This window comes from Nitrosovibrio tenuis (assembly GCF_900109785.1).
GTDB lineage: Bacteria > Pseudomonadota > Gammaproteobacteria > Burkholderiales > Nitrosomonadaceae > Nitrosospira > Nitrosospira tenuis_A.
This window is the reverse complement of the sequence record NZ_FOBH01000003.1, coordinates 280,471-300,766: the sequence shown is the minus strand read 5'-3', so window position 1 is coordinate 300,766 and position 20,296 is coordinate 280,471. Positions and strand designations below refer to the sequence as shown.

Sequence of the window (20,296 nt, the reverse complement as noted above, 5' to 3'; positions counted from 1 at the left end):
ATAATAGGTCTCCCTAAAAGAAGAGCTTGAGCTCGCATTAAGCACCGTTTCAGCTACGAAAGAACATAACGCTCAGTAATGGAATTCTTTAGCCTCCTGATCAAAACGATTGCACTTCGTCCTTATGTGTTCGTGTTTCGAGCCGCGTTCCTGTTCTCGGCGAGCAGACTGATCGGCGGGCGGCGAACCGGGTACTTCATGATAATCACTTTGATCGTGGCTTTTGTATGCGAGTTCTCATCGACGCGCACAGGCATTCCTTTTGGCTGGTATCACTATACGGGTTCAACCACCGGCCAGGAATTATATCTGTCGGATGTCCCGCTCATGGATTCTCTCTCCTTTCCGTTTCTTCTCTATGCAAGCTATTGCATGGCTCTCGCTTTTCTGCTTCCCTCAACCACGACTGGCTCGTCTCCCGGCCTGGTTCGGATGAAACTTCCGCTTGCCGCAAGAACGGGCTGGCCCATAATGCTGCTCACAATTCTCTTTTTCGTGTTCCTCGATATTGTCATCGATCCAGTCGCCCTTCGGGGAGAACGATGGTTCCTCGGCAAAATTTACTACTACCCCGAACCGGGCGCACATTTCGGGATACCCATCGCCAATTACATTGGGTGGGCCGTCGTCGGCTTCCTTTCACTTCAGACTTATCTTTCTCTAGACCGCAAACTTCCTCAGACCGGTCTTATCCTGAATGAGCGGGTAACCCGGCAGGTGCTCCTCGGTTGCGGTCTTTATTATGGCGTGTTGATATTCAATCTGGCGGTAACATTCTGGATTGGGGAATCCCTGCTCGGAATAACGGGTCTCTTTATTTATCTGCCTGTCACCATCCTGCTCGTCCTTCGGGTATTCGGTTATTTACCGGTCACAGCTGGCGATTAAAAACCTCGTTCACGCGACTCCTGCCTCTTAACAAACATAGAGATACGTGTTAAGAGATAAGGATATAATGCCGACTCGCGCAGAACATCATGTTAAAACTGGAGTATAAAAATGAAGAAAATGAGCTTATTGTTAACGACCATTGCATTGGTGAGCCTGGCAGGCTGCTCAAAGACCGATACTTACACGCCACCCGCGAATGCAACCGGAGAAGATATATTCTACGCAAACTGCACAAAGTGCCACAAGCCGGAAACCGGCAGTGTGATGACAATAAGCAGCTCGATGGCGAACAAGGATGCCATCATTCAGAAAGTCCAAAAAGGCAGTATGGGCATGCCAGCTTTCCCCAATATTAAAGGCGAGCCGGCCCAACGTCTGGCCGAGTTCATTCTGGCAAACAGCAAAACGAAGTAGACTACTGGCTAGCCTTACTGACGGATATGCCGTAACGTTAGCATGACGCCACTGGTTTCTAACAAGCGAGATGAAGGATGATTGCCCCATTGTTATCGTGATATCGCGTTGAAAACCGACAGTCAGCTCAATCTCTCATGATGATTATCAAGTGGGGGCTTATCGTCATTGCCGTTGTGGTCCTCACTGGGCTGCTTGCCGGCCAGCTCGGGTTTCTCAAGGGCTTCCCTCCCACCGATCTTGGCGTACGCGACGGAAAACTGAAGCCACCCTCGAAAACACCTAACAGCGTCTCCAGCCAAGCCTTGCTCTACCCCGATCATCCACAGCTCGCGTATGCCGATATTGCACCGCTGCCATTGAAAGGCGATTCGAATGCTACGCTGAATCGTATTGCAAGCACTATCGAATCCATGGAAGGCGGGAAAATAATAAAAAGAGAGCCCGGGTACATCTATGCGCAGTTCACCACCCGGCTGATGAAATACGTGGATGATGTCGAGTTCTGGTACGACCCGTCCGCGGAAGTCATCCAGGTTCGCTCGGCATCCCGTTTGGGAAGTTCGGATCTCGGTGTAAATCGCAAACGCATCGAATTGGTCCGCCAGAAGCTTGGTTCCTTTTGATTTCCTGGTTTTCGCCCCATTTCTGATGCGCTAGCTGCGCATTCCGCTTTAATCCCGGTTTGCTCCGTATGATTCGTACGATCCGCCCGATCTACCGGCTTCTGCTTGGTTTGCCGCTTGCAATGCTTGTCCTGGCCCTGCTGCTGATGGCCGGAATATGGCTGACGCTGCGTGGCAGCCTGCCTCAGTATGAGGGTACGGTGAACTCAAATGGCCTCACTGCTTCGGTAACTGTCGAGCGTGACGCATTGGGGAGCGTGACAGTTCGCGCTCAGGATCGCCATGACATGGTGTGGACGCTCGGCTATGTGCATGCGCAGGAGCGTTTTTTCGAAATGGACCTGATGCGGCGCAGAGCAGCCGGCGAACTGGCGGAATTGGTCGGGTCCGCCGCCCTGCCTGCTGATCGTAAAGCACGGGGTCATCGCATGCGTGCCCGCGCAGTGGCGGCATTGGAAGTCTTGCCTGCGTCACAGCGCCACTTGCTGGATGCATACCGTGACGGGGTGAACCGAGGTCTCGAAGCGCTCAAGGTGAGGCCGTTCCCCTATTTGCTGACTCGCACCCACCCGCTGCCATGGCGCAGCGAAGACAGCATACTGGTTGTCAAGGCCATGTATTTTACGTTGAACGATTCAGGCAATCATAGGGAACTGGGTTTCTCGACAATGCGTGCGGCGCTGCATGAAGCCGCTTACCGGTTTCTCACCGCCAGCGGTGGCGCCTGGGATGCGCCGCTTCTCGGCATGGCATTCCGATGGCCAGATCCGCCTTCGGCTGAAGAACTCGATCTGCGGCGGGTTGACCCCGGCCCGATACGAAAAGATATCGATGAGCGCAGCGGCAGCCTGCATGGAAGCAACAGTTTCGCCGTTGGTGGTCAATTGACAGGTGGAGCTGCACTCATCGCGAACGACACGCATCTGGAATTGCGGGTGCCCAATATATGGTTCCGCACACGCCTGATCTATCCTAATTCACGCCGCCCCGGATTCATGAATGATCATATTGGCGCCAGCCTTCCGGGTACGCCGGCAATCGCCGTTGGCTCCAATCGTCAGATCGCGTGGGGTTTTACCAATAGTTATGGAGATTTCGCTGATTGGGTACGCGTCATGCTTCATCCCGCAGACGCCTTCCTCTATCGCAGCCCGGCCGGATGGAAACCTCTCACCGTTCACCGCGAGGTCCTGCATGTGCGCGGAGAACCGGATGAGACGCTGGACGTTTATGAAACCGAATGGGGCCCCATCCTGACCGCGGATCATGATGGCACGCCGCTCGCACTGGCCTGGACCCCGCACCGGCGCGGGACAGCGAATATGGAACTGACTCAGTTGGAGGAAGCGGAAACCATCGAAGAAGCAATCGCAATCGCGCAAAACTCGGGTATTCCGGCCCAGAACTTTATTGTTGGCGACCGGACGGGCAAAATCGCCTGGACGATTGCAGGCCGAATTCCTGTGCGAATGGGAGGCTACGATCCACTGCTTCCCGCGGACTGGAGCATGCCGGACACCGGCTGGAAAGGCTGGCTTGCGCCTGATCAATACCCGGTGATTGTTAATCCCCCGTCGCAGCGCCTGTGGAGCGCCAACGCGCGCGCCATCGATGGCCTTATGCTCGAACGGCTGGGCGATGGCGGCTATGACCTCGGCGCGCGCGCGAAGCAAATCCGCGACAATCTACAGCAACGCGAGCGCTTCTCCGCCCCCGACATGCTGGCGATTCAGCTCGATGACCGCGCGTTGTTCCTGACGCACTGGCGTCAGCTTCTCGAATTGACCCTGAACCAGGCCGAAGCCGCACCGTGGCGCGGAGATATGCAATCTGCACTCAAGGATTGGGACGGGCACGCCTCGACCCCATCCGTTGCCTACCGTTTGGTACGTGCGTTTCGCCAGGAGGTCATCGATAGCGTGCTCGATGGTTTTGCGGCGGCAGTCCGGCGTAGCGATCCGAATTTCGTTATGCCGAAATTGAATCAGGCTGAACACGCGGTGTGGAAATTGATCGGACACCGCCCACAACATCTGTTGCTGCCGATTTATACCAACTGGGAAGATTTGCTCGGCACTTGCGCCAGACGTGTAGCCGAGCGAATGCAAAATCGGCCGGACGGCATTGCAGCGCGCAGTTGGGGTGAGCGTAACACCGCGCGCATTCGGCACCCGCTCAGCCATACCCTGCCCGCTTTTATCGCGAATTGGCTGGATATGCCAAAGGATGCACTCCCCGGCGACAGCAATATGCCGCGCGTTCAGGCACCGGCCTTTGGCGCCGCGAACCGTTTTGCGGTCGCTCCCGGTGATGAAGAGCGTGGTTATTTCGAAATGCCTGGCGGACAAAGCGGGCATCCGCTCTCACCCTATTATGCTAGCGGGCATGCCGATTGGGTCGCGGGCAATCCCACACCCTTTCTTCCCGGCCCACCCCGGCAGGTACTGAATTTCAGCCCGTAGACCTAAGAATCACTGGCCAGCCCACCGCCTACCCCCAATCTTCCAACGGGGCATTGTTCAGAGATTGCTATTGTTCTGCCCGGTAAAACGCTTTTTCCTCTTAGCTCCGCCGTTATGGCTCAACCCCGGTTCGATGGCCTGCATGCCTTTCTCGAAAACAATATAGATATAGATGGGCAGCGCTAAATCGCCGAGGTGATAATCAATCATCGGCCGAACCATGTGCCAGTCCAGGCCGCCTGCGCCCGTGGCAAGGCGTGGCAAGGCCAGACTGGCGAATCGCTGACTTTCGAGCAGATGGCGCAGTTCACGCAGCGCATGATCGACATGCTCGGGACTGGCACGGCCGGGCTTTTGTCCCTTGCTACGGGGCGCTTCATTGACGAGAAGGTTGATGATGTGCTTGCTCATCGCGCCAGACCATACCCACGCATCGCCGGATTTCGGCCGCATGGCATGGTAGAAGTGGTGATAATCCTTGACCAGTGCAGGCCATTGCTCACGCAAACTCAATGCCAGACCCTGATCGAAATGTTCAAGCGGGGCAATAGCATGGGCGATGACTTGAGCATGACTCAACAGGATGTCTCCCTTGACTTCATGAATCATGGATCCTCCGACGATTGGTGATGAAGAAGCACAGCCTGTATTTCAGTATAGCAACGCGATTCATGTGCGATGCCGGGACCTCCGAAATGCCAAACAGTGTAGCTTGAATGTTAAAGCTCCAAATCTTCTCCTCAGTCAAAAAAACGGGGGAACGAACAGCGGTTGACAACAGCGTGAGCGTGACCTATAGAAATAGAAGGCCCTGGTAAATGCATTCTCAGCATGGAGAATTTACAGCCGCCAGGCCAAGCCTGCAGTTGCAAAGCCATAAACGGCTGATTGCGCTTCTAACGGCCAGATCCTCTTATGTAACCCAATCGATCTCTATTAGTCATAATGGGGCCATCATGATGAAAATAATTTTTGCCTTGTTCGTAACGGGGTTTGCCAGTATAGGATTTGCTGCGGTTCCGCCTTTGCAAACCCAGATCGTTGCCTCGGGACTCGATCGGCCTCTATTTGTGACCGCACCGAGCGGCGACTCTCGACTATTTATTGTCGAGCAGGGCGGGGCGATAAAAATACTTCAGAACGGGGCGGTGCAGCCAACGCCATTTCTCGATTTGTCCAACTCGGTCAATACTGAGGGGGAACGGGGCTTGCTTGGGTTGGCGTTCGATCCGAACTTCGCAACCAACCGGCGCCTCTATGTGGACTACATAGACAAGACCACCCTCAATACCGTGGTGGCAACCTACCAGGCAAACGCGGCACAGCCCAACCTCGCAGACCCCGCAAGCGGCCAGACCGTGCTAACCGTCGCACAACCCGCCGGCCTGAACAATCATAAGGCGGGCTGGATTGGTTTCCGCCCTGGCGAACCCACTGATCTTTACATCGCCACGGGCGACGGCGGGGGGTCCAACGACCCTCAGAACCGCGCGCAAAATCTTCACGATAACCTCGGTAAAATGTTGCGCGTCGATGTATCCGCCGATCGTTTTCCCGGCGATACCGCACAATATGGCTATGCGATACCAGCCGGCAATATGACGGGCGATGTTAACCCGGAAATCTTTGCTTACGGTCTGCGCAATCCCTATCGGGATAGTTTTGACCGGGAAACCGGCACCTTTTATATTGCAGATGTCGGCCAGAATGATCGCGAAGAAATCAACATCGGCGCAGCCGGAGCAAATTATGGATGGCGCACGTTCGAGGGCACGAGACTGAACGTTCCCACCGATCCTCCGATCCCTAACCATACGCTGCCAATCTTTGAATATGACCATAACGGCGCCGGCGCCTCGATCACAGGCGGCTACGTTTACCACGGGTCTGCAATCGAGGGGTTGGATGGCACATACTTCTTTGCTGACTTTATCACGAACAAGGTGATGTCGTTTCACTACACCGGCTCAGGCATTACCGAGTTGACCGACAGAACCGCGGAGCTGCTGTCGGCCACCGGCATTTCCGGAAGTATTTCCTCGTTTGGCGAGGACTCCTCCGGTAACCTGTATGTGGTAAGCCTCAATGGACAGGTGGGAATGATCACCGCTGTACCGGAACCGGAGGCTTGGGCAATGATGCTGGCCGGGATGGCGTTGCTTACGCTGTGGGCGAGAAGGAGAGGAGGAGTGGTCCTCTCCACGGTCGTACGTTAGCGTATATAGTCATCAAATTCATCATTTCTGGCTCGATCAGCAATCGGTGCTCGACGGCCGGTCCCTTTCGTAAAATATTCGGCGTTTGGCAAAGCCGAAAAAGCTTAGCCCCTCGCGCAGGCGTTGTGGTGGGGCGAACTGATACAGCGCGTCGATCCCGGCGGGCGACTCTTGTTTCAATCCTCGCCCGGCGCGGTATGCGCCATCCCGATGGGTTGATACGTTCCGCTACGCTCTACCCCTATTAGCCGAGCATAATACTGCGTCTGCTCAACTTAAACCCCGATTGCCTTCGTACGGTTCGCTGCCTCCATTCGCTTCACATTCCAAGCTTGGCGCGTGTAAAGCCAGATTCGAGAATATGATTCTTGACCTTGAGGTTCTATAACAGTTAATGTTCGCCCCTTGCCGCTTTTGCTGGTAGCCAGTTTTTCATAGTTAGTTTTGGAATTCCCTCGTTGAGTACTGATTCCGCAGCAGACGAACTCCTCCACGACATTCTCAAGCAGGTTTCCCGTTCGTTCTATCTGACACTGAACGTACTGCCGCTTGGCGTGCGCGACCAGATGGGGTTGTCGTATCTTTTTGCGCGCGCCGCCGATACGATCGCGGATACGGATCTGATCGACCGTGCGCAACGCCTGAAATACCTCAATCTGTTCCGTGCACAATTCACAACCGCTGCGATTGATTGGGCAGCCGTACGGGAAATCCAAACCGCGCTGATTCCCCATCAGCGGGATTCGGCGGAGGGCATTCTTCTTCAACGGCTGGAAGATTGTTTGAAGCTGTACGAAGGCTATTCTGCGGAGGACCGGGAGCGCATCCAGTGGTTGATGAGCGTACTGCCCAACGGGATGGAAATGGATCTGACGCGCTTTCCCGGTGAATCGAGCGGGCAGCTTGCTGCATTGGCCACGCTGGACGAACTGGATCAGTACACTTACTATGTGGCCGGTTGTGTAGGGGAATTCTGGACCCGGATGGTCTGTGCGCACCGACCCTTGATGGCCGCCTGGGATGTGGCAAAGATGAGCGCCATCGGAGTAAGATTCGGCAAGGGCCTGCAACTCACCAATATCGTCAAGGATATCGCCCGCGATCTGCACCACGGCCGCTGCTATGTGCCGACATCGCTTCTGGATGAAGCCGGATTGAAACCGGCCGACCTGCTGGAAGAGGAAAACCTGCCGAGGTTCAGGCCGATCCTGAACCGGCTCATCGGCCTTGCCATGGAGCATCTGGATGAAGGGTGGGTGTATACCATGTCGATTCCTGTGTCCGAGATACGCCAGCGGTTGGCGTGCATGTGGCCAATATTATTGGCAGGCGAAACATTGAAGCGTGTTGCAGCCGCGCCTGATTTACTCAGCCCTGCCGTAAATATTAAGGCTCCTCGTAGCGTTGTATATCGCGTCATGGCAATCACGACGCTTACCGGATCCAATGGGTTCGTGGCAACTTCGTACTGGGATAGCCTCAGAAAGCAGATCGCCTGAACCGGCAGGAGCGGGTCGGAGTGATGGGTTAATGTGGGTTACATGGGTTAATCATGGGTTAATTTATGGCCCGGTATGCTAGCGCTAGCGTCATTTAAAACAAGCGTCATCTAATGGCATAACATGCGATGACCCCAGACCTCTTCCCATGCAGGCTTATTCTTATTACATTACCGCTGCGCAGCCAGTGGCATTTGTCGCTGAAAATCTGAACTCATCGTTATGACGACCGCGCCTCCTTCTGCCGGATTCTTCAACAACGTCGGGCGCTGGCTCGATGCCAACATTCTGGCGTTGGGGCGGGAAATGCGGTTGTCGTATCTTCCGCCGCTCATGGTCTATGTTGCCGCGGGCATTTCCGGCCTGACGGGAATTGTCGGCACGTTTTACGTCAAGGAACGGCTGGGGCTCTCCGCCGAATTCCTGGCAGCGCTCGGGTTCTGGATGATGCTGCCATGGGCGCTGAAGATGCCGCTCGGCCATCTGGTCGATCTGATCTGGCGCTGGAAAGGCTTGCTGGTCTATCTGGGTGCGGGCCTGATCACGCTGAGCCTGTTGATCATGATAGGGCTGCTGGGGCACGTGAATGCGATGCGTGCTGTAGCCAGCGTGGAAACCTGGTATATCACATCGGCCATGCTTGCGCCCATCGGCTACGTCATTCAGGACGTGGTAGCGGATGCCATGACGGTCGAAGCCGTGCCGCGGGTGGATGAGAATGGCAAGCCGCTGGCGCCTGAAAAGCGTAAATCCATGCATGTCACCATGCAGACGCTCGGCCGGGTCGCCATTATCAGCGGCGGTGTTTTAGTGTCGCTAATGAACGTGTTTCTGCTGCAGGGCGTAGGTGAGTTACCGGAAGCGCAAAAGGCGGCCGCGTACCTGTTCGTCTATCAGCTCGCCCTGATTATTCCTGTAGTTTCAGTTGCAGGCGTCTTGTTTGCTTCGTGGCTGCGGCGGCGCGACATGGCGCGGCTCACAGCGCAGGGGCATGGCCGGCTGGAAGCTGCGGCAATGCTGGGGACGAACAGCGATCCACCGCCGGTCAACTGGTGGATTCTGGGCGGCGGGCTCGCCTTTACCATAGCATCTCTGAGTGTCGGCGTGAGCCGGATTCCCGGCGGAGAAGAAATCATCTTCGTCATATCCATGGCGATCGTACTGTTCCTGATGTGGCGGCTGACCGGCGAACTCGAGCCGCCAGCACGCAATGTCCTGGTGGGCACAGCGATATTGATATTCGTGTTTCGCGCCATACCCGGGCCAGGCCCCGGTTCGACGTGGTGGATGATCGACGATTTGGGCTTCGACCAGCAATTTCTTGCTGCCTTGTCGCTGATCGGTGCAACGCTGACGCTTGCGGGAATGTTCGTTTTCCGCCGTTTCATGGCTGAACGCTCGATCGCCTATATCATCGGTTTCCTCACCTTAGCCGGAACGCTGCTGTCCCTGCCCACCATCGGCATGTACTACGGCCTGCATCATTGGACCGCGTCCGTCACTGGCGGCGTCGTGGATGCGCGATTTATCGCCGTGATCGATACCGCACTGGAATCCCCCCTGGGCCAGATCGCGATGATTCCCATGCTGGCATGGATCGCCAACTCGGCGCCTGAAAAGCTCAAGGCGACTTTTTTCGCAGTGATGGCTTCATTCACGAACCTCGCCCTGTCCGCTTCGCAGCTTGGAACAAAATACATGAACGAAATCTTTTTGGTCACCCGTGAAGTGAAGAATCCCGATACGAGTCAGGTCACGATTCCCGCCGACTATAGTGAGCTTGGCCTGCTCCTGATCTCGGTTACCGCTATCGGTTTCGCGTTGCCACTACTGGCCATCCTGGTCGTTAAACACACGCGCTTCCGCAATGCATGAGCCACCGCTTAAATTTTTTTACCACGCCAATCGCAGTACTTCCAGTCTCCAGCATTAAGTTCCCGTCTGGCTTGACAAGGTTTCTGACGGGGCACATCATTTAAGCGGATACGCGGGCGGATACGCGGGATGGAAGGCTCATACCGTTTCCACTTTCAAAGAGCTGCAATAAGGATGCAACCGATGCCGCGACAAGATAGCCGGATAAGCCTCTTCGTACTAATGTTGATCTTGTTTACAGCGGCGATGGCATATTGGCTCTGGCAGGCCCATGCGCAGGTTTCGCTGGAGATCGAACTTTCGTGCCGTAATCCCGCTGCGGAGGCGTGCGTGTCAGCCAAAGCCCGCTACATGAACAGCTTTTATGCCGCATGGCTTGCGCAGATGTTCCCGTGGATTCTTCCGTTCGTCCCGGCTTTCATCTATGTGTTTTTTTTCCGCTGGCTGCGCAAAAACAAGCAGCCTTAACATTTCCTAGCTGCACGTGACCTGAAACGAATGGCTGAAGAGGTAAAGTGGAACTCGCCTACCCGGCTGGGATGAAACGCGCTACCGGCTGGGATTCCACCACGCCCTAGAACCGCATAAAACTGAGAAAACTGGGAAGTTTCGCGGTCTTGATAGGCTCATCATCAATGATGGAGCTGTCCGCCTTTCGTAAATCCTCTTCTTCCCGCCGGTTTTCCTCCTCCATCGTGACTTCCCTTTTCACCCTTTTCTTCATCGGCAGGATTTTGGATCTTACAGAAGCGTCTTTTTGCGGATAGTTTTTTTCCTCTGCCTTTTCGCTTAACGCCTTTTTCACCCTCTTCTTTATTGGCACGATCCGGGACTTGATGATCTTGTTATGCTCCTCGGCCAGCTTCTTCACAGCAAGGTTGTAATCTCCCCAGAGAGCATCGAGCTCCTGTGCATGACGCTCAAGCATCAAGGCGTAATAATCCTGATGCTGATCGCGCAGCGCGGTCTTGGCGCGGAGATAGGATTTATGGCATCGCATTGCTTCGGAATTTTTTTTCATGGCTCACAATTGCGAATGAATTGACGGGAATTTCAATTTACGTTCCTGTATGCACCCGCTACAAGGCAATGATTTTACTGATTACTTTGCATCAGGTGGTGTTGGCATCGTAGCAACTTTGGGAGGAAAAACAATTGGACGTTGGTACGTTGGACTTTAGTACACCTGCTGCCCCTCGAGCCATGATCTGCTTCAGATCCCGGACAGCAGGTTACTCGCAAAAGTCGAGCGCCCGCTGGATAATCATTCAGCGGAGATATCAGGCTGCACCGCACGGAGCCTGGCTCGCACTGCATGCCGGAACGTATAAAGCGTGAGGAACACCTCTACGCCACTGTTCTGAACTTGTGGAATATTTATTTGTCATTCCTCTCGGAGCGCATCGACCGGGTCCAACCGGGCCGCGCGCATGGCGGGAGCGACACCGGAGGCAAGACCTATCAGCACTGAAATACCCAAGCCACCCAGCGCATAATTCCATGGGGTATGCACGGGCAGGCCCGTCTCCATGACTTTCAGCAACCAGGCAATCCCCGCGCCGGTAAGCAATCCGCCCAGCCCACCCAGCGTGGCAAGCAAGGTGGACTCGATCAGGAATAAAACGCGGATTCGGGCCCGCGTGGCACCTAATGCGGTAAGAAGGCCGATCTCGGCGACACGTTCGGCGACGGCGATATGCATCAGCGTCACCATGCCGACCGCGCCCACCAATAAGGAAATGCCCCCCAGCGCGGCCACGGCGACGATCAACATATCCAGCACCGTGCCCAGGGTTTTAAGCATTTGCTGTTGTGGCGTGATCGTAAAATCCTCGCGGCCATGCCGCGCGACGAGAACGCGCCGCGTGTCTTCAACGACCGCTTGCAAGGGTGCGCCCGGCTGATAGGCAATGTGAATTTCCATTACGCCTTCGCGGTTGAAAATTTCCAGTGCGCGCGCGGTCGGTATAAACACTGTGTCGTTAAGATCGAGACCCAGCACCTGGCCCTTGGGCTCCATGACGCCAATCACGCGGAAGCGGGACATGCCCACCTGTAACGTGGCGCCCAGCGGATTAGCGTTGCCGAACAACTCGGTGCGCACCTTGGACCCCAGCACAGCGTATGCACGCGGGCTGCGAGGATCATCAGCGGGAAGAAACTGGCCGGTTGATACCTTGATGTTGAAGACGCGCGCGAAGTCGGGTCCTTCACCATAGACGGTGACGCGCCGGCTTCGTCCCTGGGCACGGATTTCGGCGTTACCCGTTACGCCGGCATTGACGTATTGCGCGTAGCGCGAACTCTTGAGTGACAGCGCATCCTCGATAGTGAGCAGCCGTGCACTCCCGATTGCGCCCAACGATCCCCCATGCGATCTGATCTTTCCTGGCGAAATAGTAATAATGTTTGCGCCGAACTGAGTAAATTCCGACAGCACAAATTGATGAATGCCCTCACCGATCGAGGTCAGAAGGATAACTGCCGCAATGCCTATACCGACTCCCGTTGCGGATAAAAACGTGCGAAGCCGATGCGCGGCCAGCGAGCGCAGGGCGAAGCGCAGCATATCGGCTGCGTTCATTCTCTGCTCATTTTCTACTGAGCGCCTGGACGGGATCGAGCCGGGCCGCGCGCGCAGCGGGCAGCAGGCTGGCCAGAACCCCCGTTAGGAACGCCACCGCGACTCCGCCAATGCTCGCCCATAGGGGGGGCCAAGCCGGAAGCTGGGGATAGGCAAGCCGGATGAGCAGGCTGCCCAGTTGACCCAATAAAAAACCGGCCACACCGCCCGCCAGCGATAACCATAGCGCTTCGGCCAGAAACAGATGATGAACATCTGCGGAAGGCGCGCCGATAGCCTTCAGCAATCCAATCTCGGATGTGCGCTGGCTGACCGCGACCAGCATGACGTTCATTACCAGAATGCCGGCTACAGCCAGGCTGATCGCCGCAATGCCGGCCACACCCAGCGTCAATGCCTGCAAAATACGATCGAAGGTAGCGAGTACCGCATCCTGGGTAATGACCGTTACATCTTCTTCGCCGTCATGGCGTTGCTTCATGATTTCGCTGATGGCATCTTTAGCTGAAGCTAGATCCCCGCGGCTTTTGGTTTCGACCAAGATGCGAAAAAGCGACGAGGTATTGAACAGCGCCTGGGCATAGTCGATCGGAATGATGACGATTTCATCCGAGTTAAAACCCATCGATTCGCCTTGGGGTTCAAGCACACCCGATACGAGGAAGCGCCGGTCGCCGAGCCTGACGCGTTGTCCGACAGCGCTGCCCTGGGGGAAAAACTCACGGGCAAGCTTCGCGCCTAGAACGATTTGTGCGCTGCGCTCCATGCCTTTTTCACGCGAAAGGAAGCTGCCTTGCGCAAGATCCATATGCCTTATCGGCAGCACATCAGCCGTACTACCCAGCACAGTGACTTCGCGCAAACGCGCCGAGGCCGCGAGCTCCGCGACCCCCACATTGAGCGGCGCATAACGCCTGACCTGCGGCAGATGGCCAAGCGCCCTCGCGTCTTCCAGTGTCAGGTCGCGCGGCGTTTCTCCTAATGCCGCGCCTGGAAACCCTCCCGAGGTTTCGGCCCGCCCCGGCAAGACCACGATCAGGTTGGTTCCGATCGATGTGAACTGACGCACGACATATTGCCGCGCACCTTCGCCCAGGGCGGTCAGCACAACAACCGCCGCGACACCGATCGCCATGGCCAAAACGATGAGCAACGAACGGGTTCGATAGCTCGCCACTGTTTGAAGGGAGAAGCGCAACATGTCGTACAGCTTCATGCGGATGGACGAGAGACTGCTGGATATATCTGCGCGGGAGAGCCTGTAACGGCATTCATGTTTTATCCTCCACGATTTCGCCGTCGCGCATGGCGATATGGCGATGTGCTCTCGCCCCCAGTTCGCGATCATGCGTAACCACGATAAGCGTGGTGCCCGCGTGATGCAATCCTTCCAGCAGCGCCATGACTTCAGCCCCGATGCGGTGATCGAGATTGCCGGTAGGTTCATCCGCCAGCAAGGCAGTCGGGCGAAGAATGGTCGCGCGCGCAATGGCTACGCGCTGCCGCTGGCCGCCCGACAGCTCGGCCGGCCGGTGGCCGGCGCGGTCCGCCAGGTTAAAACCCACCAGGGCCTCGTGGATACGCGATCTTCGCTCGGCTGGTGGGACGCCCTCAAGAATGAGGGGCAGTTCAATGTTTTCCGCCGCAGTCAAACGGGGCACAAGATGAAAGGACTGAAACACGAATCCGATTTTTTCGCGGCGCACGCGCGCCTGTTCGGTCTCCGACAAATCGGTGACATCTTTACCGTCCAGTTCATAACGTCCGCTATCGGGCCGGTCAAGCAAACCCATTATATTGAGCAGCGTGGATTTTCCGGAGCCCGAAGGGCCCATTATCGATACGTAGTCTCCGGGCAGGATTTCAAGATTGATTCGAGTCAGCGCGCTCACATCCTGATCACCCATGTGAAATACGCGTGAGATGGCGCTTAGGTGGATCATGAGCGAATCATTTTACATGCCATGATGATTGACGGGGTACGCTTACCTATCCTACGATTCTCATGATTTGTAACTGCAAAATACATATGCAATCAGGGTAGGGTGGGTGGGTGAAGTGAAACGCAACCCATCAATGCGTTCAGAATGATGCTGCTCTTCATTCATTTTTCATTCCTTTGCAAGTCGCGCACTTTTTTTGATGGGTTACGCTACGCTAACCCATCCTACGGTTTGCGCAATAATGCAAACGCACGGAAAATTCCGGAGGGAAGTGAAACAATCCATCGGTTGAGGCAGCGCGATTTCCTTTTATGCCTCCGGCTCGGACGCTTTCTGTCTGACTTGAGCACCTGCTTTTATATCCTGATCGGAAGAGAGGAGAACCCGTTCGCCTTCTTTTACCCCACCGATGACCTCGGTAAATGCCCAGTTGGCAAGACCCGCTTCCAGATTGCGTTGAACCAGTTTGTTATCCTTATCCGCTACCAGCACCTTGCCATTTTGCCGGATCGCCTGTGTGGGCACACGCAGTATGTTGTCGCGCCTCTCATTGATAACTTCAACGTCGGCGCTATACCCCACCAGCAAGGCATGCTTCGGTATCTCTTCGAAATTCACTTCTACGTCCACTGTGCGCGCCTGCTTTTCCACCTCGGTGATGTACGGCGCGATGCGCCGCACTTTTCCCGCAAAAACCTGGCCAGGGAGCGCGTCAAGAGTGATGCGGGCAAGTTGCCCGATCTTTAATTTAGGTGCATCGACTTCATCCATCGGCGCCGTAACATACAGGCATGTATCATCGATCAGATCCACAGCGGGCGGCGTGGGAATACCTTGGGGCGATGGTGTGGCATATTCACCAAGCTCGCCGGTGATAAGCGCCACAACGCCAGCAAACGGTGCACTCAATACCGTGCGCTCCAGTCCAGCCTGTGTAACCTCGATTTGCGCCCGAGCGCGTTTGACATCCCACGAAGTAGCATCGCAACCGGCCTGGCGGGCGCGTGCTTCGGCGTCCGCGTTCTCGCTGGCTTGAGCACTCAGAAAACCTTTGTCCGCAAGCTGATGCGTCCGCTCGGCCTGGCGGCGCGCGTTGTCCGCCACGATGCAGGCTTCACGGCGGCGTTCCTGGGCGGTGGCAAGCTGCCGCTGCGCCAGCTCGCGCTGTGCGGCGAGATCGGTATTCCACAGCTCCAGCAACGGCTGGCCCTTTTCGACGCGATCGCCTTCCTTTACCCAGAGCTTGGCAATCTGCCCGCCCGCGGCGGGCGCAAGCTTGGCGCGGCGGCATGCTTTGATGGTCCCGGCGCGCGTATTCACTACCGTGGCTTCCACCGTCCCGCGCGCGATCGTGGCAAGCTCAACTTCTACAGGCTTTGGACGCGTTGCGAACCAGGCTGCAAAACCCGCCACCGCCAGAATCAGGGCAGCAATCAGCAGACGAGGCAGTGTTCTTGTTTTTGCTTCAGGCATGACAAAAGATAAACTGAACAGTATGACGGGCAAAGCCGGAATTTACTCAGCCAGGGGCAATTCCCCTTGATGCGACATGCTGGAATTCCGCAAAGTGTTAGCCGCAGATAGCGTACTGGCGCGCACGCCCAGCAATCGCAACTTCTGCTTCAAAGACACGCGGCGCAGGCATTCTTCAGCCGCGCGGCGAACGGCAACGGCATCGGCGGTGGGAGAGGATAACGTAATATTCCGGCTTATAGTGCGGAAGTCATCATAACGCAGCTTGATGCTGATGGTGCGGCTGGCATAACCTTTACGCTGGAGATCATTCGCCACGTCTGTGCATAAACCCGTAAGAATTTTTGAAAGGATGTGCCGATCGTGGCGGGGATGGAGATCGCGCTCGAAGGTGGTTTCGCGGCTGAGCGACTTGGGTTCGGATTCCGTAACCACAGGCCGATCATCAATGCCATGAGCAGCCTCATGCAGCCAGTGCCCATAACTGGAGCCAAAGTGCGTCTGCAGGAAGGCCGTTTCTGCGCGAGCCAGGTCGGCAATAGTGGTGATACCGAGCGCAGCGAGCTTCTGAGTCGCTTTGGGACCGATACCGCTAATTTTCCTAACGGGCAAAGGCCAGATTCTGTTCGGGATATCCTCCGGATCCAGGATGGTAAGGCCATCCGGTTTTTCAAGGTCGGAGCAGATTTTCGACAATAGTTTATTCGGCGTCACACCGATGGAACAGGAAAGGCCGGTGCTTTCCCGTACTGCCTGCTTGATGCGCCGGGCAAGCGTCAGGGTATCATCGGTAAGTCCGCATAAATCGATATAGATCTCGTCGATTCCATGGTCCTCGATTTGAGGAGTGATCTCGGCTACCGCGGCTTTAAATAGCCGCGAATAGTGGCGATACGCACGGAAGTCGGCAGGCAGCAGGATGGCATCCGGAGTGAGCTGCGCTGCTTTCATGAGCCCCATGCCGGAGAAGACGCCGAAAACACGTGCTTCGTAAGTGGCGGTGGTAACCACACCCCTGCCGGCATAATTTCTCAGCCTTGAAAAATGCCAGCTGCCATCTTTGTGAATTTCCGGCTGCCAATCTCCACTGCCGCCGATCACGACCGGTAATCCGCATAGTTCCGGGTAGCGCAACAACTCGACCGATGCGTAAAAGGCATCCATATCAAGATGAGCAATCCGCCGGTACCCTGGTAAGCGCTCATCTATCCGGTTCTTATCCAGCCCTTGCGCATCCACCAATCAAATGGAAAAGGAAAGCAGCAGACTCACGCTGTTTTGATGAGGCTGCCTCATCAAATTTTCCGCAATGTCATGAGCGGGGGCGTGGAAAGCGCTGAGCGCGTCCCCATCAAACCCGCCGCAGTCACCCCGACAACCCCTGCAACCAGGCCGGTCAGCCATAGCCGCCCGTCGAACGCGTAGTTCAGATTCAATGCATATTCGCCGATGACGTAGCCCAGCGCACTGGCCCCCGCCGCGGCGAAAAGCCCGGCCAGTCCGCCAAGTATGGCAAATTCGGCTGCCCAGGCGCGCGCCAGTTGCCTGCGCTTTGCCCCCAGGGCCCGGAATATGGCAGCTTCATAAATGCGCTCATCTTGCGTTGAAATGATAGCGGCATATAATACGGCTACTCCCGCCAACAGCGTGAACAGGAAGACAAATTCGACAGCTTTGGTGACCTGTTCGATCATTTTCTGGACCTGGGCGATAATGGTCGCCACATCAATCACAAGCAGGTTGGGAAAAGCTTTGATCAATTGATTGGTCAACTCCATCTGCCCCGGCGGAATGTAAAAACTGGTGATGTAGCTTGCGGGGTAGTCGTCCAGCACACCGGGTGGGGTCACGACAAAAAAGTTGACGCGGAACGAATCCCAGTTCACTTTTCGCAGGCTGGTGACCTTGGCGGAAAAGGTGCTGCCCGCGATATCGTAAGTCAGCGTATCGCCGAGATTGATGCCAATGGTCTTGGCGATATCCTCTTCCACCGACATGACCGCTTTCCCTCTGTCTCCGCTTTTCCACCAGCGGCCTTTGACGATCTGATTGTCGCTTTGCATGTGATCCGCCCAGGACAGGTTGAATTCCCGCTCCACCAACCGCCTCGCCCGAATATCCGAGTAGTCGCCGGACGATATGGGTGTATCGTTTATGGCAGTCAGGCGCCCGCGGATCATCGGGAAAACCGGCGGATGCGCAAGGTGCCGCTGGGCAAAAAATGATTCGAGGGGCTCCAGTTGATCTTTCTGAATGTTTACCAGGAAATGGTTCGGTGCGTCCGGCGGCAAGCTGGTACGCCAGCTTTGCAATAGGTCATCGCGAATGAGCGTCAGCGCAAGCAGCGCCATGATTCCCAGCCCCAAAGCAACGGCCTGCACCACGCTGGAGGTAGCGCGCCGCCGAATGTTCGCCAGTCCGTAACGCCACGCGCCCCCTGTCTGGCCGCGCAAGCGCGCGAGCGCTTTAACCAGCAGAAAACCAAAAGAACCGAAAAGCACTATAGCCGCGATGAACCCTCCCATAACGGATGCGCCCAGGCGCACATTGCCCGCCTTCCATAAAAACAATACCGATAACGCCACCAGGCCCAACGCGTAGCCGGCCATGCTATAGGTATTTGGCATGCCGATATCTCGACGCAACACCCGCAGCGCCGGCACACTGCGTAAATTGAGCAAAGGCGGCAGGGAAAAGCCAAGCAACAGCACCACACCTGTCAACAGCCCGTGCACCGCGGGCCACACACTGGGCCATGGCAATTCCGCCTCGACCATCTCAGACAACCAAAAAGCAAGAGCCTGCTGCGCGATAAAACCAAACAGACAGCCAATCGCGCTGGCTATCAACCCCAGTGTAACGAAATGGTACAGGTACAGACGGAATATGGACGATTGACTGGCACCAAGGCAGCGCATGACTGCGCAGCCATCAAGATGCCGCTGGGTAAAACGGCGCACCGCCAGCGCCGCGGCCGCCGCGGCCAGCACCACGCTTGCCAGGGCAGCCATGCTAAGAAACTTTTCCGCACGCTCCAGTGCTGCTTTGATTTCGGGGCGAGCATCCCGGATACCCTCGATTCTCTCACCCAGCGTCAGACGCGATTGAGCCCATGTGCGAAAATTGTCCACTTTTCCCGAATCGCCCGCAACGAGCAGGCGATAGCTGATCCGGCTGCCTTCCTGCACCAACCCGGTCGCAGGCAGGTCAGCCGCATTGATCAGCAGGCGCGGCCGGAGATTGATGAATCCAATGGAAAAATCCGGTTCCTGCGTGATAAGGGCTGAAACGGTAAGCCGCGCCGCACCTACTTCGAGCTTGTCGCCCCGATTGAGATCAAGGCGGACCATGAGCTTCTCGTCCACCCATACCGAGCCAGGGGAAGGGATCGCATTTGCGATATAGGCGGCGTCGGTCTTGCTAAAATCCTCGCTGATGCGCAATTCGCCCCGCAAAGGATAGCCGGCGGTAATGGCCTTGATCTCGGTCAGCAGGCTGTTGTCTCCCTTTGCGGCCATGCTGGGAAATTTAAGCGCGGTGGAAGTAGCCAGCCCAAGCCGTTTCGCTTCATCAGCATAATGTTGAGGCAGTGGATGGTCGGAAAAAATGATCAGGTCTGCCCCGAGCAACTGGTTGCCCTGGCGCGAAAGCGCCAACTGTACCCTGTCGGCAAAAAATCCTACTGTAGTCATCCCGCCCACGGCGATAATGAGTGCGAGCGCCAGCACGCGCAATTCGCCCGCGCGCCAGTCGCGACGAAGCATCCGAAAAGAAAGCTTGATGAGGTTCATGGAAATATCAAGGTAAATCTGGGCTTAGATGCCTGGAGGAATTGAGCGGTGTAAATACCATTGTATCGGGATAGTGCTTCCTGCCCCATCCGATAATCGCATCCAGGACCGGCTTCAAATCCTTCCCCTTCTCGGTTAGAACATATTCGTAACGCGCAGGGTTCTGCTGGTAGGCTCGCCGATGGATCAGGCCCGTGATCTGCAATTTCTTTAGCCGATCGGCAAGTATGTTCGAGGCGATACTTTCAGGTGAGGATATCAGGTCCTGATAGCGCCGTTTGCCCAGCATCAGGTCGCGGATGATCAGCAGCGTCCATCTATCCCCGAAGATATCCAGACCATTGGTTATAGGGCAACACGATCGTTCGAATGCTGATTCGTTGTCCATTAAGTTGCCTGATGTTTTGCTATCGCTGGTCATAACCACGTGAGTGTTTCGCGGAAGGATCGGTTATTAATGTCCTCTATAATGTACATTAGTAACTTGCATTTTGCAATATATGTGGCTAAGCTGGCGTCACT

The 20,296-nt window shown here is 55.9% G+C and carries 17 protein-coding genes; 8 read left to right on the top strand and 9 right to left on the bottom strand.

Annotation, left to right across the window (positions count from 1 at the left end; genetic code table 11):
* Positions 1 to 78: 78 nt before the first annotated feature.
* The 4 genes from BMX00_RS06105 (at position 79) to BMX00_RS06090 (ending at position 4,393) form a co-directional block, all read left to right on the top strand.
* Complete coding sequence (locus BMX00_RS06105) at positions 79 to 888, top strand: carotenoid biosynthesis protein (RefSeq protein WP_090828106.1); 810 nt, start codon at positions 79 to 81, stop codon at positions 886 to 888.
* Between the two features lie 111 nt (positions 889 to 999).
* Positions 1,000 to 1,305 (top strand): c-type cytochrome, encoded by a 306-nt coding sequence (locus tag BMX00_RS06100; RefSeq protein WP_090828105.1) that lies wholly within the window; start codon positions 1,000 to 1,002, stop codon positions 1,303 to 1,305.
* Positions 1,306 to 1,442: 137 nt separating this feature from the next.
* A complete protein-coding gene (locus tag BMX00_RS06095; RefSeq protein ID WP_090828104.1) occupies positions 1,443 to 1,931 on the top strand; it encodes a DUF1499 domain-containing protein in 489 nt (162 codons plus the stop codon).
* A 68-nt stretch (positions 1,932 to 1,999) separates the two neighbouring features.
* The gene (locus BMX00_RS06090; RefSeq protein WP_090828103.1) at positions 2,000 to 4,393 is read left to right on the top strand and encodes a penicillin acylase family protein; all 2,394 of its coding nucleotides are present in this window, start codon (positions 2,000 to 2,002) and stop codon (positions 4,391 to 4,393) included.
* A 57-nt stretch (positions 4,394 to 4,450) separates the two neighbouring features.
* Here the strand turns inward: BMX00_RS06090 and BMX00_RS06085 are convergent, their stop codons facing one another.
* Positions 4,451 to 5,002, bottom strand: coding sequence for a macro domain-containing protein (locus BMX00_RS06085; RefSeq protein WP_090828102.1), 552 nt, complete (start codon positions 5,000 to 5,002; stop codon positions 4,451 to 4,453).
* 347 nt (positions 5,003 to 5,349) lie between these two features.
* Here BMX00_RS06085 and BMX00_RS06080 point away from each other — a divergent pair, with 347 nt between their 5' ends.
* The 4 genes from BMX00_RS06080 to BMX00_RS06065 all read left to right on the top strand — a co-directional run bounded on the left by BMX00_RS06080 (position 5,350) and on the right by BMX00_RS06065 (position 10,451).
* Positions 5,350 to 6,609 carry a PQQ-dependent sugar dehydrogenase gene (locus tag BMX00_RS06080; RefSeq protein ID WP_177171783.1) on the top strand — a complete coding sequence of 420 codons (1,260 nt, stop codon included), beginning with the start codon at positions 5,350 to 5,352 and terminating at the stop codon, positions 6,607 to 6,609.
* Positions 6,610 to 7,067: 458 nt separating this feature from the next.
* Positions 7,068 to 8,108, top strand: a complete 1,041-nt coding sequence (locus BMX00_RS06075; protein ID WP_090828100.1) for a phytoene/squalene synthase family protein — start codon at positions 7,068 to 7,070, stop codon at positions 8,106 to 8,108.
* 222 nt (positions 8,109 to 8,330) lie between these two features.
* A complete protein-coding gene (locus BMX00_RS06070) occupies positions 8,331 to 9,983 on the top strand; it encodes an MFS transporter (RefSeq protein WP_090828099.1) in 1,653 nt (550 codons plus the stop codon).
* Positions 9,984 to 10,205: 222 nt separating this feature from the next.
* The gene (locus BMX00_RS06065; RefSeq protein ID WP_245727789.1) at positions 10,206 to 10,451 is read left to right on the top strand and encodes a hypothetical protein; all 246 of its coding nucleotides are present in this window, start codon (positions 10,206 to 10,208) and stop codon (positions 10,449 to 10,451) included.
* 106 nt (positions 10,452 to 10,557) lie between these two features.
* Here the strand turns inward: BMX00_RS06065 and BMX00_RS06060 are convergent, their stop codons facing one another.
* From BMX00_RS06060 to BMX00_RS06025, 8 genes are all read right to left on the bottom strand, one after another.
* A complete protein-coding gene (locus tag BMX00_RS06060; RefSeq protein WP_090828097.1) occupies positions 10,558 to 11,004 on the bottom strand; it encodes a hypothetical protein in 447 nt (148 codons plus the stop codon).
* Between the two features lie 363 nt (positions 11,005 to 11,367).
* Positions 11,368 to 12,567 carry an ABC transporter permease gene (locus BMX00_RS06055; protein ID WP_090828096.1) on the bottom strand — a complete coding sequence of 400 codons (1,200 nt, stop codon included), beginning with the start codon at positions 12,565 to 12,567 and terminating at the stop codon, positions 11,368 to 11,370.
* A gap of 7 nt (positions 12,568 to 12,574) precedes the next feature.
* Positions 12,575 to 13,783, bottom strand: a complete 1,209-nt coding sequence (locus BMX00_RS06050; RefSeq protein WP_090828095.1) for an ABC transporter permease — start codon at positions 13,781 to 13,783, stop codon at positions 12,575 to 12,577.
* A gap of 55 nt (positions 13,784 to 13,838) precedes the next feature.
* On the bottom strand, positions 13,839 to 14,510 hold the full coding sequence (locus BMX00_RS06045) for an ABC transporter ATP-binding protein (protein ID WP_090828094.1): 672 nt from the start codon (positions 14,508 to 14,510) through the stop codon (positions 13,839 to 13,841).
* 309 nt (positions 14,511 to 14,819) lie between these two features.
* Complete coding sequence (locus BMX00_RS06040; protein WP_090828233.1) at positions 14,820 to 15,983, bottom strand: efflux RND transporter periplasmic adaptor subunit; 1,164 nt, start codon at positions 15,981 to 15,983, stop codon at positions 14,820 to 14,822.
* A 42-nt stretch (positions 15,984 to 16,025) separates the two neighbouring features.
* On the bottom strand, positions 16,026 to 17,192 hold the full coding sequence (dinB, locus tag BMX00_RS06035; RefSeq protein WP_281245896.1) for a DNA polymerase IV: 1,167 nt from the start codon (positions 17,190 to 17,192) through the stop codon (positions 16,026 to 16,028).
* 86 nt (positions 17,193 to 17,278) lie between these two features.
* On the bottom strand, positions 17,279 to 19,774 hold the full coding sequence (locus tag BMX00_RS06030) for an ABC transporter permease (RefSeq protein WP_090828093.1): 2,496 nt from the start codon (positions 19,772 to 19,774) through the stop codon (positions 17,279 to 17,281).
* Positions 19,775 to 19,781: 7 nt separating this feature from the next.
* Complete coding sequence (locus BMX00_RS06025; RefSeq protein ID WP_090828092.1) at positions 19,782 to 20,162, bottom strand: winged helix-turn-helix transcriptional regulator; 381 nt, start codon at positions 20,160 to 20,162, stop codon at positions 19,782 to 19,784.
* Positions 20,163 to 20,296: the final 134 nt, after the last annotated feature.